General features: G+C 32.3%; 12 protein-coding genes. 6 read left to right on the top strand and 6 right to left on the bottom strand.

Annotated features, from left to right (window positions below):
• The first annotated feature begins 126 nt into the window (after positions 1–126).
• The 5 genes from ABN236_RS13225 to ABN236_RS13205 all read left to right on the top strand — a co-directional run bounded on the left by ABN236_RS13225 (position 127) and on the right by ABN236_RS13205 (position 5,369).
• A complete protein-coding gene (locus ABN236_RS13225; RefSeq protein WP_194950552.1) occupies positions 127–750 on the top strand; it encodes an FMN-dependent NADH-azoreductase in 624 nt (207 codons plus the stop codon).
• A gap of 357 nt (positions 751–1,107) precedes the next feature.
• Positions 1,108–1,656, top strand: a complete 549-nt coding sequence (locus tag ABN236_RS13220; protein WP_349474177.1) for a fimbrial protein — start codon at positions 1,108–1,110, stop codon at positions 1,654–1,656.
• Between the two features lie 77 nt (positions 1,657–1,733).
• Positions 1,734–2,432, top strand: a complete 699-nt coding sequence (locus tag ABN236_RS13215) for a fimbrial biogenesis chaperone (protein ID WP_349474176.1) — start codon at positions 1,734–1,736, stop codon at positions 2,430–2,432.
• The gene (locus tag ABN236_RS13210; RefSeq protein ID WP_349474175.1) at positions 2,422–4,791 is read left to right on the top strand and encodes a fimbria/pilus outer membrane usher protein; all 2,370 of its coding nucleotides are present in this window, start codon (positions 2,422–2,424) and stop codon (positions 4,789–4,791) included. Before ABN236_RS13215 ends, ABN236_RS13210 begins: the two co-directional genes overlap by 11 nt.
• A gap of 26 nt (positions 4,792–4,817) precedes the next feature.
• Positions 4,818–5,369: a fimbrial protein gene (locus ABN236_RS13205; protein WP_349474174.1), complete on the top strand. Its 552-nt coding sequence runs from the start codon at positions 4,818–4,820 to the stop codon at positions 5,367–5,369.
• An 82-nt stretch (positions 5,370–5,451) separates the two neighbouring features.
• Here the strand turns inward: ABN236_RS13205 and ABN236_RS13200 are convergent, their stop codons facing one another.
• The 3 genes from ABN236_RS13200 to ABN236_RS13190 are packed head-to-tail and all read right to left on the bottom strand — an operon-like array spanning position 5,452 to position 8,634.
• Complete coding sequence (locus ABN236_RS13200) at positions 5,452–5,784, bottom strand: YdbL family probable chaperone protein (RefSeq protein WP_196714595.1); 333 nt, start codon at positions 5,782–5,784, stop codon at positions 5,452–5,454.
• A gap of 10 nt (positions 5,785–5,794) precedes the next feature.
• A complete protein-coding gene (locus ABN236_RS13195; RefSeq protein WP_196714597.1) occupies positions 5,795–6,001 on the bottom strand; it encodes a YnbE family lipoprotein in 207 nt (68 codons plus the stop codon).
• Positions 5,998–8,634, bottom strand: coding sequence for a YdbH family protein (locus tag ABN236_RS13190; protein WP_349474173.1), 2,637 nt, complete (start codon positions 8,632–8,634; stop codon positions 5,998–6,000). The genes ABN236_RS13195 and ABN236_RS13190 overlap by 4 nt, the downstream gene beginning before the upstream one ends.
• 149 nt (positions 8,635–8,783) lie before the next feature.
• Here ABN236_RS13190 and ABN236_RS13185 point away from each other — a divergent pair, with 149 nt between their 5' ends.
• Complete coding sequence (locus ABN236_RS13185; protein ID WP_311754880.1) at positions 8,784–9,782, top strand: 2-hydroxyacid dehydrogenase; 999 nt, start codon at positions 8,784–8,786, stop codon at positions 9,780–9,782.
• Between the two features lie 89 nt (positions 9,783–9,871).
• Here the strand turns inward: ABN236_RS13185 and ABN236_RS13180 are convergent, their stop codons facing one another.
• From ABN236_RS13180 to ABN236_RS13170, 3 genes are all read right to left on the bottom strand, one after another.
• On the bottom strand, positions 9,872–11,470 hold the full coding sequence (locus ABN236_RS13180; RefSeq protein ID WP_194950559.1) for a methyl-accepting chemotaxis protein: 1,599 nt from the start codon (positions 11,468–11,470) through the stop codon (positions 9,872–9,874).
• 520 nt (positions 11,471–11,990) lie between these two features.
• Positions 11,991–12,467, bottom strand: a complete 477-nt coding sequence (locus ABN236_RS13175) for an NUDIX hydrolase (RefSeq protein ID WP_088495480.1) — start codon at positions 12,465–12,467, stop codon at positions 11,991–11,993.
• 65 nt (positions 12,468–12,532) lie between these two features.
• Positions 12,533–13,153 carry a TetR family transcriptional regulator gene (locus ABN236_RS13170; RefSeq protein WP_270753351.1) on the bottom strand — a complete coding sequence of 207 codons (621 nt, stop codon included), beginning with the start codon at positions 13,151–13,153 and terminating at the stop codon, positions 12,533–12,535.
• Positions 13,154–13,189 lie beyond the last annotated feature (36 nt).

The raw sequence follows: 13,189 nt of genomic DNA, 5'->3' as shown, positions 1-13,189 counted from the left end.
GTATATGATTTTATATAATCAATAATTTTGAATAGCATATTCAAAGGATTGTGATGTGATATTTTAAAGATCGGGTAAACTACTACTCACTAATAAATAGAACATTTTATAGACCACGAGAAAAGAATGAAAAAGATCCTTGTACTGAAATCCAGCATTTTAGATAGCTATTCACACAGTAATAAAATGGCCGATTACTTAATTGAAAATTGGCAAAATAATCATAAAGATGACTTGATTACAGTACGTGACCTCGCTAAAAATCCTGTGCCTACTTTAGATCAAGCTACGCTATTTGCTTTTGGCAAAGAGACAGCGATGCTTTCGGATGAGCAAAAAACAGCCAGAGCATTATCAGATGAGTTGATTAGTGAATTAAAAGCTCACGATGTGATAGTAATTACTGCACCAATGTATAACTTTTCAATTTCGGCTCAATTAAAGCATTACATTGATTATATCGCTCGTGCTGGTGAAACATTTAAATACACCGAAGCCGGCTCTGTTGGTTTACTTGAAAATAAACAAGCGGTTGTATTAACTAGTCGTGGTGGTGTTCATAAAGATCAACCTTCTGATCTTATTGTTCCATTCCTAAAACAATTTTTAGCTTTTATCGGTATCAATGACGTACAGTTTATTATGGCTGAAGGTACTGCATATGGTGAAGAATACGCACAGCAATCTCACCTACAAGCACAAAAAGAAATTGATGCTGTTGTTAACTCAAGAAGCATTACAGTAAAATAATAATTTATATTTTTCTTAAAGCACCTACTTTAGGTGCTTTTTTTATATCTAAATTTTATGCTTCATCAAATATAAAGGGATGCTAATTTTTCTTTTATAAAAAAATCATTTTAAATTTATAATTTAAAAACCTTAATGGTAAAAAAAACTAATTTTAATCAAATTCTCAAAGCATTAATAAAATACCGGTTATTTTAATAACCATATTTCATTGTTTATTCTTTTATTCATATTATAAATAAATATTTACATAAAAAACCGATTTGATTTATAAAAAATAAATCAATAAGATTTAATCGCTTTAAGTAATATAGCAGTAATTAAATAATTTTATTAATTCAATAAATGGAATTTACAATGAAAAAAAGTCTACTTTCAATATTTATTCTATCTACAACTCTTTTTTCAACTCAATCAAATGCTGTTGAATATACAGAAAAAAATGTAGGAACAATTACAATTAATGGTTCTGTTATACCAAATCCAAGATGTCAACTAGATGAAATACAACCTATTGAGTTACCACCAGTTCAAGCGAATAATTTTGGTGATGATCATATTGCTAAAACTCCAGCTCAATCCCTTGAGATTCAATTTACTAACTGTGGCGAAAACATTAATAGCGTACAATTACAAATACCAAAACAAACTAAACGACTTTTAAAAAATTTAGCCGATAACGGTAGTAATGTTGATATTGCTATTTTTGATACTGATAAAAATATTATTGAATTAAATAATGAAAAACCTAATGCATTTAAATCAAAAATAGATAAAGAAAATAACAGTGCACAATTTTTATTTGATGTTAACTATATGAAACCTAATGGCCTAAATGCGACACCAGGTTTAGTATCATCCACTTTAACTTTTGATGTTATATATAGTGATATTGCTGTGGATTAAAACGCCATAAACCAACAAAGCTGGAATACCAGCTTTGTTTTAATATTTATACTTTCTACTCTAGCTAGCCAAAGAATATGTTTAAAAAATTTAAATTTTTCGCATTATTTTTCATCTTTCCTACATCATATAGTCAATCATCAATAGAAATAAATAAAGATAAATTTATTTTCATTGAAAGTGTCAATCAAGAAATAATTGAAATAAACAACAAAGAAAATAATGATTACTTTATACAAAGTTGGGTTACACATTATGATAAAGAAAATAGTAATGAAATTCCTTTTATGGTAACCCCACCTCTTTTCAAGATAGAAAAAGATGAAACCTTTTCTTTGAAAATATTTAAAAAAGATGAAATAAAAGAAAGAGATAGAGAAACATTATATAGAATAAACATTAAAAGAATACCTATCCTATTAAACTCTGACAACAATAAAAATATGTTACATGTCTCTATAAACTCTGTATATAATTTAATATATAGACCTATATCAATAGAAAAAGATGCAAAAGATGCTTATAAAAAGATTGAGTTTTTAAAAAATAAAAATAATGAGTTTATTATAAACAACCCTACACCTTATTTCATTGCTCTATCTTCAGTATATTTCAATAGGATGTTAATAGTTAATGAAAGTAAAACAATCCCACCATTTAAAAAATATAACACAAAAAAAATAATTTCAGAAAGTGGAAACGTTAAATGGAAAATATTTAATCAACATGGTGTAGCTATAGAGGTGGCGGATAAGGAAGTTATTAATGATTATTAATCATATAAAAACAAAATTAACATTTTTGATTTTAATATCTATTTATAATCAACATACTATAGCTCAGGATAGTTCACTCTCAATTTATACTCATTCATTTTCCAATATTGATAAAGAAACTATTAAACAACTACTTGAAAACAAAAAACCTGAAGGGTTTTATTATTCTATTATTCATATCAACAATAGAAAAAAAATGGCAAAACTTCTTTATTTTAAAAATATAGACAACAAGTTGATCCCTTGCCTCTCTGTTAATGATTTTATCACTCTTGGTATTGATGCTGATTTCTATTCAATAAAAAAAGAACATCAAGATATAATCCCTTTAATTGAATACTCAATTGATTTTAAATACTCTTTTTCAAATCAGAAACTAAATTTAATTATTCCACAAAAAGCATTGATAAAAAGAGAAAATAAAATCATCGATGAAAAAGATTGGGATAATGGGATCACTGCATTATTTAGTCAATATTCCTATTCAATTAGGCATCATCAAAAAAAAGACCTAGAACAAAAACTCAATTTACAAACAGGTCTTAATTTAGGTGCTTGGCGCATACGCAGTCAAAATAGCTTTTATTGGAATAAAAATCGTTACCAATCGAAGCTTTCATCACTATATACCTATCGCCAAATTAATTCTTTTTCTGCTCTTTTTTATGGAGGCAAGTTCTCACCTACAACACGAATATTACCAACTGATAAAATAATTGGCTTTCAATTAATATCCAATAATTTAATTTCAAGTAACACTCTTTATGCTAACAAACCTATTATTGAAGGAATTGCTGATACTGAAGCTCAAGTGGTGATTAAACAAGGTGATAAAGTTATTTATGAAAGCACCGTTCCCCCTGGTCCTTTTATTATAAATTCATTACCTGTTTTAGGGAGTGAAAAACTCAGTTTAGAAGTTAAAGAAGCCGATGGAAGAATAAAAACCTCAACACATTATTTCACATCATTGCCTAATCAACTAAATAAAGGTAGTTATCAATATAATTTTATTTCCGGTACGTTACCAAAGAATAGCGATAAAGAAAATTCAATTTTCCTTTTAAGTGAATTGTCATATGGTCTTAGTCAAAGAATTACCTCATATAGCGCGATAAAAAAACGAGATAACTATATGAATTATTTATCTGGACTATCTCTTGATTTAGGTATGTTGGGTGGTTTAGCAACAGACTTAAGTTATGAAAATAATAAAAATAACTTTAAATATCAATTTCGTTATCAAAAAAATCTATCAAAAAAACAAACCTACTTTACTTCTGGAATATCGTTTTATCATTATTTAGATAATTTCCAAAAAAAAGATAGCGTAAAAATAAACTATTCCGTTTCTTTATCACAAAACATTGATAATTTAGGTTATCTTTCTTTTCAATATCACGAAAAAATATATAAAGATATATCTAAAAGCTTTGAGTTAGGCACATCTTTTTCATCTTCAATAAATAAAATAAACTATAATCTTAAATATAACTTTAAAAAAGACAACTCTATTTTTGATCATTTATTCTCGCTTAATCTCCATATACCATTAGGTAATAGTAATGAACACTATCATTGGTTTAATAATCAAACAAACTATCAAAATAAGAAGAAACACTATATCAACACGACCAACATTGGAGGCGCCCTACTTAATTACAATTTAGGATATTCAGTAAATTATCAACACACTTATGATGAGAAAAGAAAGTCCAACCGTTTTTCCACCAATGCCCGTTATCAAAACAACTATCAATTTTACACATTTAATATAAACAAAATGGAAGATAGTTATAATTACAATGTTTCTATCAATGGAGGAATTGTTCTTCACTCTAATGGTATTACCCTTGCTCCTCGTTTAGGCAGAACATTTGCACTGATTAATACTCAAGGAATATCTGGAATTAAAACATCATTTTCAACAAAAGCGAAAACAGATATTTTTGGAAATCTAATTTTAAATAACATAACACCTTATCGAATAAACAACATTAAATTAAATGCAACGACATTACCCCAACAAGCAGAAACCGAAGTTTATAGTAAAAATGTTATTCCTACATTAGGCTCAGTGTCTAAAATAATTTTCCCAATAAAAATGGGTTATCGTGTTATTTTTAAATCAACAACTCCACTTCCCTTTGCATCGACAGTCATCGCGTTCGATAAAAACAGCAATATTATTTCTCACGGATTAGTATCGGAAAATAATATTATTTTTCTTTCTGGTATTACAGAGAGCGGACTAGTAAAAGTAAAATGGGGAGAAGATAAGCAGTGTCAATTTAACTATGAAATTGATGATAATGAAAAGAATACCACACTAATAAAAAAAGAAATCAATTGTATTTAAACCAATTTATCTCTATTAAGAAAATTATGAAGAAAAACATCTATTTAATGATTACATTACTACTTATCTCTTTTTCATTATCATCAGCACCTAGGCGCGGTGATCATGAAATTCCTTTAAGTTGTGATATTGATTATATTTATGAAAATATCAGCGATAAGATTTCTATTAATGAAAATGATTTCTCATCACATGAAGCGGGAACATTAGCTGATACTGACAGTCACATTATTATTGTTACTATAAATGACTGCTCTAAAAGCGATGGCGAAGTGCGTTTGAAAATTGAAAATTCAAGTATTGATAATAATACCGGTTATTTAAAAAATCAGATCACTGACGATAGTGCAAGTGCTAATATTACATTTCAATTATTATACAATGAAGAACAAAGACCACTAGATCTTAATAAAGAGAATGAGTTTGTTGAAAATCTCATTGATGGCAAAGTTGAGTTTTATTTTTTTGCTAATTATGTAAAAAAAGATGATATACCTCCAAAACCCGGTTATATACAATCCAATATTCAGTTCACTATAAAAATAAATGATGATGTTGTTATGTTTAGCGATAGCTAGTGATTGCAATTATGGAAAAGCACGATAGCTATTTATAATAGATCGTGCTTTTAACGAAATTAAATGCTTATTTAAGGCGTTACTATTTTTTCACCCATTTACCATTAATACCTTTAACAAATTCACCTTCATTAGCTCTTGCGACTAACTTTTCACCCGCAAGTCGAGCTACTGATTCTGGTGTTACTTGGTTAGTTTTAGCAACTTCAGTATATTTTGCTTTTCTGGCTTGATTGATTTCATCAACAAGTTGTTGAGCTTGTTTGTTATTTGTCTGCACAAGTTCAATATAACCGCTGAAGGTTTCCCCTACTAACCCTTGTGATCTCGCTTCATCAAGTGTTAATGCTATAGCATTTGTACTGGTTAAAGCCATTATTAGCCCAAAACTTAAGAGATATTTTTTATAATTCATCATTTACCCTTTAAAAAATGGCGCTGTTATTTTTTAAGAGATCTTCAACTTGTCTGTCTATTTTTACATTAATCTCATGTTCGATTTTTACGTTCATATTAATATTTATAGGTTTATCTGGTGTCGCGACTTCTAATCGAATACATCCTGTTAACGTTGATATTCCCATTACTATCGCCGTTAATAAAAATAATTTTTTTAAGAATAATGGTTTCACTCTGACTCACTCCCTAAATCTGATAAGCTTTTTTCTAACCACTCTTCCAATTGTGAACCAAATCGTAAACTTCGCCATAATTGGAAGACATTTTCTTCATGTCGATAATTTAGATTAACCTGACGGCGTTTATCCTCTAAAGGATTCGTTCCATGAATTTCAGCCTCTAGCACTAACTCACCCAAATTGCTTAAATTAACACGAGTCCAAGAACGACTGATCTCTAGATAACGCAACCATGCCATAGCAACACCCGCTGACATATTGTTATCATCAATTGAATCAACGAAATCTTTATCAAGTCTTAACGTTAAATAAGATGAATTAGCTAGCCAACCATCTTTAATAATCCATTGATTATTATTAATAAAAAATGGAAATTCGCCACTCACTTTACCTGATGCTGCAAATTGAGTCACTTTTAATAGAGTAAACAGATGACTTAATTGAATATTATCAATAGAAATAATCGCTGCGTCATGTTGTGGTATCGCTAATTTTGCTAAAGATATTGTTCCATCCAACATTGCAACATTAACGTTAGATAAGACTAATGGTTTACTTTCAGTTGCGGGGTAAAAACCTTGAAGATCTGCCGTAATATCGGTCATTTCAAAAAGGTTATTAACTCGTTTTATTCGTAACTGAACGGGTTGTTTAACTCCTAATTGCCATTCATCTCCATTCAAACGCCAAGGTAAGATAAAATCTAAACCTTCTAAAACACCATCTTTAAGCCACATTCCGCCTTGTCTAACAACAAGATGCCCACCAGCAATTAATCCTTGTTCAGGTGCAATAGAAAAATCAGCTTGCGTATACAATTCACCTTTATCAAGGGTAATGCCTAAATCTGCAGATATTAGTGATTGAAAAACATTAATTGGTTGTGAAGGCCAACGCATTTGCCCTCTTAGTCTCGCACCATCCCAACGTGTATTAATTGCAATTGGTCCTATATTGGGTTTAGCGCTTAACTCACCTTTTACGTTAAAATTAAAAGGTGATTCACCACTTACCGTGGCAATAAAATCTGTCTTATCTAAAAAACCACCCGCAGGGAAATCAATACGCTGACTCGTTAATTTTAGCTTTCCATTAAATGTCGGCTTTTTATCATCTCTGAACCAACGAAATGGACTTAATAAAGATAATCGTGGCGCTGTCATTGCAGTATGTTGATATTTTAAAACATCAAAACCTGTATTGAGTTTCTCAAAACTCACTAATTTATCAGTCCAATAACCTGTTCCTGCAATATCCCAATGCGCTTTTAACGGTAGTAAATTTCCATCTCCCCAATAACGCCATTGCCAAGTTCCATTATCAGGCAAGAAATCAATCGCTTTACCTTGAAAATGAATGCGGTAATCTCCCCAAATACTGTCTTGAGCAACGACTATCGCATTTAAACGCCCATTAAAACCTTTTGATGAAAAGGTGGTTCCAGCTAAAGGTAAGCGAGCATCTGTTACAGTAAGTGTCTCAGTAACGGGTCCTTTGAAACGAAATAAAGATCCGGATTGAAATTCGATAGTAGGATCTGTCAACATACCAGTGACTTTAACGGGTAATTGCGCACTAGCTTGCATTAATTCTTTATTAACAACACCGGTAATTTGAATAGGAATTTGTGCATCTAGCCAATTTACTGCCGTTTCAGGGATCGATATCACCAAATTTCCTTTCCCTGCTTTACCTTCTGTCATCACATTTAATCGTGCAGCTAATCTTAAATCCGTTAATCCTTTTTGCCATTGGGCGATATTAATATTTACACCACCTCGTAACGGTTGGTCTAATCCAAACCATTCCCAACGACCTTGCTCAATAACGATATTTTCAGGTGAGGCTGTCCAAGGCAATAAAGCCAATGCGTGACCTCCACCTTGTTCGGCAATTGAAATAGTGCCGGATTGTCCAACCCATTCAAGAATAAAAACTAACGGATGTTCATAGTGAGAAGTTAATAACGTTGCATCGATGGTGCCTTTTTCAGGTAATGACGCGATATCTAGAGGAAGCGCTATTTCAGCAGCCAGTTCAATATTGTTATCATCAGGTAAATTCACTTTAAGCTTTTTAATATCAAGCCATTGGTTGTCTCTAATGAAAATACCAAGTTGAGCATTTTCTCCTTGGTAAGTAATTAGTCGCCCATTGTTTTGTGTTTTTAGTTGTAATGCACCTTGATAACGAGCATTTTCTTTTAAGAGCACATTATCGATATTAACGGATAAATAAGGTATTGAAGTTAATAGTGAATTTATCTCAAGAGGAACAGTTGCAGTTTCTTCTTGTTTACTTGCTGGCATCATTGAAAAACATTGTTCATCAATGACGAGTTGCTGGCTATCAAATTGAAGTTTATCAATCTGCTCTTTTTGATAAGTAAAAACAAAGTTATCAAGATTAGCTAAAGTACAACTCTCTGCCTTTAATGCGATATTTTCAACTGAAACACCTAAGCGCTGTAACTTGGGCTGCGATAAAGAAAGTGTTACACCTTCAGGCAAGTAATAGTGAGCAACCACGGGCAACCAACGAGGAATAGACACCCATAAAGCAGTGCCAATTAGACCTGTGCCTAGTAGTATCGTCCCTGTCCATTTGATTGTTTTTCTTAACAACACATCATATTCCTTTTAAACAAACCTGAATCATCCACTTACCTCTCTAAATTGTTTATAATGATAGTATTAATTTCTTTCATATTGGGGCTGGATAATTCTTGTTTTTCCAGCCTCTGAATAAAAATTTAATCGAGAATAGAGAAGACTGGATGAAAATCGTTTCCTATAGTACTAAACATTATGATCGTAAACACATGGAATGGGTCAATCAACATAATGGATACCATTATGATATTGAATATTTCGATTTTAATTTGACAGAACAAACCGCAAAAAATGCCGTTGGCGCTGATGCTGTTTGTATTTTCGTCAATGACGATGCAAATCGTGCGGTTTTACAAGAGCTTGCTAGCCTTAATATACGTATCCTCGCATTACGCTGCGCAGGATTCAATAACGTCGATTTAGACGCTGCGGCTGAATTAGGCATAACGGTTGTCCGTGTGCCGGCTTATTCACCAGAGGCTATTGCAGAACATGCTGTTGGTATGATGCTATCACTTAATCGTCGTATACACAGAGCTTATCAACGTACTCGTGATGCAAACTTCTCATTAGAAGGCTTAACTGGCTTTAATATGCATAATCGTACTGCCGGTATTATTGGCACAGGTAAAATAGGATTAGCAACATTGCGCATATTAAAAGGCTTTGGCATGAAGCTACTTGCTTATGATCCTTACCCAAATCAAGCAGTACTTGATTTAGGTGCAGAATATGTCGATTTGGCAACACTCTATGCGAATTCTAATGTTATTTCGCTGCATTGCCCATTAACCGCAGATAATCACCATCTATTAAATGAAACTGCTTTTGCACAAATGAAAGATGGTGTGATGATTATTAACACCAGTCGTGGTGCTTTAGTGGATTCTGCTGCTGCTATTAATGCATTAAAACAAGGTAAAATTGGTGCATTGGGAATGGACGTTTATGAAAATGAGCGTGACCTTTTCTTTGAAGATAAATCAAATGACGTTATTCAAGATGATATTTTCCGTCGTCTTTCTTCTTGTCATAACGTGTTATTTACAGGACACCAAGCTTTCTTAACAGAAGAAGCATTGATTAGTATTAGTGAAACAACACTGCACAATATTAAAGACGTTGCTTCAGGTAATGAATGCGTTAATCAGATCAAAGCTTAATTTTAAGCATTAAGAAGATATGTAACAAAAAGCCCCCTTCGCCATAAATTAGCAAAGGGGGCCTATTTTATTGATTAGCGATATGACACTTATTTTTGTTGAGTATCGATAGCTTCCGCTGATTGTGTGGGATCAAAGCGTGAAAGCGTTTCTTTCTCTTCATCTACTTTAAATTGTGAAACTAATTTAGCTAATTGATGAGCTTCATCATCCATATTCGCTGTGATAGCCGCTGATTCTTCAACCAATGCCGCATTTTGCTGAGTAACGGTGTCCATTTCACTAACAGCCAATGCGATTTGGTTAATCCCCATGCTTTGTTCATTAGAAGCAAGGGCTATCTGTTGCATAAAGTCATTCACCTGATTAATGGTTGTGACGATCTCTGACATTGAGCGTCCAGCTTGAGCAACTTGCTGAGAGCCAACATGCACTTTATTTACAGAGTGTGTTATCAAATCATTGATCTCTTTCGCAGCTTCCGCACTGCGACTAGCCAAACTACGCACTTCAGACGCTACAACGGTAAATCCTCTACCTTGTTCACCCGCTCTTGCCGCTTCAACTGCCGCATTTAATGACAAAATATTCGTTTGATTAGCAATGCTGTTAATAATGTCATTGATGTCTGCAATTTTCTTCGCGCTCTCAGAGATTGAAGACATGGTTTCTACCACGCTATCCATCACATTTTCGCCGTTTTGAGCAGATGCGGTTGCTGTTAGTGCTAATTTGCTAGCTTCACGTGAGTTATCCGCATTTTTCTCAACTGTTGTTTTAATTTGCTCCATACTCGCAACAGTTTCTTGTAATGCGCTAGCCTGCTCTTCAGTTCGAGATGATAAATCTGTATTTCCTGTTGCGATTTCACTCGCACTAACACTAATAGTATTAACGGCATTTTTCACGGAAGAAATCATATGGCTTAATGAATTTTTCATCTTATTCATTTCATTGAATAGCTGACCAAATTCATTAGTACCGTGATTATCTACACGCATACTTAAATCGCCTTGACTCATCTTACTAAAGATATTGATTAATATTTTGATATTGCCAATAAAGGTATGGGAGAACCAACGTAATATAATGAAAAATAAAAGAATAACAATAATACCTGTCGTAATTGACACCAGCATTAAACGTTCTTGAGATGTTTTTGCAATATCGATATAGCTATTCTCGATACCATTAGCCACAGCGTAATATTGCATCGTGATATCATTAAGCTCATCCATTTTAACACTGGCTGAGTGTGTTGTTAGCTCACCTCTACGCAATCTCTCTAGTGCGCCAGTAAAGATATCGAGCAATTCATCAAAACGTTTTGTCATATCATCGGCTAGTTCTCGCCCTTCTAAAGTGAGTTTTTCCGTGTCTGACCAACGGTGGATCTCTTCACGCGTTATTTCAATATATTCTGCAGTTTGGTGAAAGTATTTTGCTGAGGGTTTTTCATTAACGCGTAATTGCCCATCTAATCCATTAATATTTGCCCTGATCACGGCCATTTGATATCGCGCTTTGCCCATAAGTAACATTTGCTGACTTAGGCTATTTGATGAAACGAAATTATTATAGGATCGAGTGGAAGCATCATAACTAAAATAAATAATGCTCATAATCAACGCAAATAAAATGGCCAGCATGACCTTAACGGTCTTTTCTATACTGATATTTTTAAACATGGTCATATTCCATCAAAATATACAGAATTTTTTATCTGTACATTTGTAAGATATCAGAATGCACTCTTTCTCTGACAAAGAGCATATTCCCTGGTGTAAATAAAATAAGGCTAAAATTTATTCATTAGAATATAAAGGCACGTAGGATCTGCCTTTGTTTATAATGTCGGTAATAATGAGGAAAAACTTTAGAGTGCAGTGAAAACCATTTTTCATTTATGAAATAAACGATTGTTTTATCCATCCAGATACAAATTAACTATACAATATCCCGCAATGAAGGTGATTTTACTCAGAAAAAGATAATTTATTAATAATTTTTTAGTTTTTGTAATTTTATTTGTGTATTTTCACATTAATATTTAATAGGTGTATTTACCTATTAACATTAATTTATTTAACTTCAAAGTTAAATTATAGTGAGTTTTAAAAGTGATTTATTTCCAATAAAAATAAAGCAGTTTCTAAAAACTGCTTTTATTGTTTATTTATTATGAGTAATTTAGCTTTATTAAGAAATTTAAATAATTTTCTTTATTAATAGTTTTTCAGTTAGTTCAATAAGTCTTATCACATTCAATGGCGTTTCTAATTTTTTAACTTCATCCAAAGAGAGCCATTGGAAAGATTTATTTGTTAATTGGCTATTTTTTAACGGCTTACAAAGGTAAATCATATCGATGTGATAATGAAATCCTTGTTTTTTATCCTGGATGGGTTCTTTTAAGATGGCGAGAGGTTTTACAAGTTCAATAACATCATTGTTATTTAGGTTAAGGCTAAATTCAGGTTGATAACAAAGACACTCACACAGTAAACCTGTTTCTTCTTCTATTTCTCTTAATACTGCATCTTGTGGCTCTTCATTCTCTTCTATATGACCACCTGGTGGTAACCAACAGCCTATTTTAGAATGTAAATGGAGAAGGAATTTGCCCTGCTCATTGAATACAATGCCCGTTGCGGTGAAATGACTCTTAGGCACTTCTATTGTCATAATATTCTGAACCCTTATTTTGTGTATTTTGATCCAATGTACATCAATCTATCTCTATTTTTGTGCTATTTATGGTCTTTCGCATTTATTGAAGATTGTTTTACACCCATTAAAAAATCAGAAAATATCGTTTTAAAGTCCTTACAGGCATTTTCAGGTAATGTCGCTTCATTCTTTAAATTAATCGCGATATGCGTGACAAATCCATAAATTAAATTCACGACAATATCAGGAGAATAGGTACAAATTTCTTGTTTGTTATAGAGGGTATCTACACACTTTTTAATTCGAGGAATAAGAATTTGTGAATCAATTTCATCCCATTCTTTCCAACCTAGAACGGAAATTATTTCTTGTAAGGGAATAAGCTTATTTTTATGTTGATAAATATGATCTACACAGAAACTAAAAATAGCCTCTAACTCTTGCCACTGATCATCATAGGTAGGAATTTGAACCAGTTTTTCGACGACCTTATCAACCTGAAAAAGGTAGCATTCTTTTAATAGTGCTTTCTTATTACTAAAGTGGTGATAAAAAGCCCCTTTCGTTACTCTTGCGTGACGTGATATTTCATCAACGGAAACATCACAATAGCTCTGATTTATAAATAGTTCTTGTGCAGCTTCACGTAATGCAGTGCGTGTTTGCTCTGAATTCTCTTGTTGCCGTGATTTTATTTTCATGATAAAACCCTTAAAACATACCATAAGTATGTAATA

Origin of the sequence: Proteus sp. fly-1013, from assembly GCF_040140245.1 — a bacterium.
Lineage (GTDB): Bacteria > Pseudomonadota > Gammaproteobacteria > Enterobacterales > Enterobacteriaceae > Proteus > Proteus mirabilis_B.
Note: the sequence above shows the minus strand (reverse complement) of the source record. Positions and strands in the feature narration are given on the sequence as shown.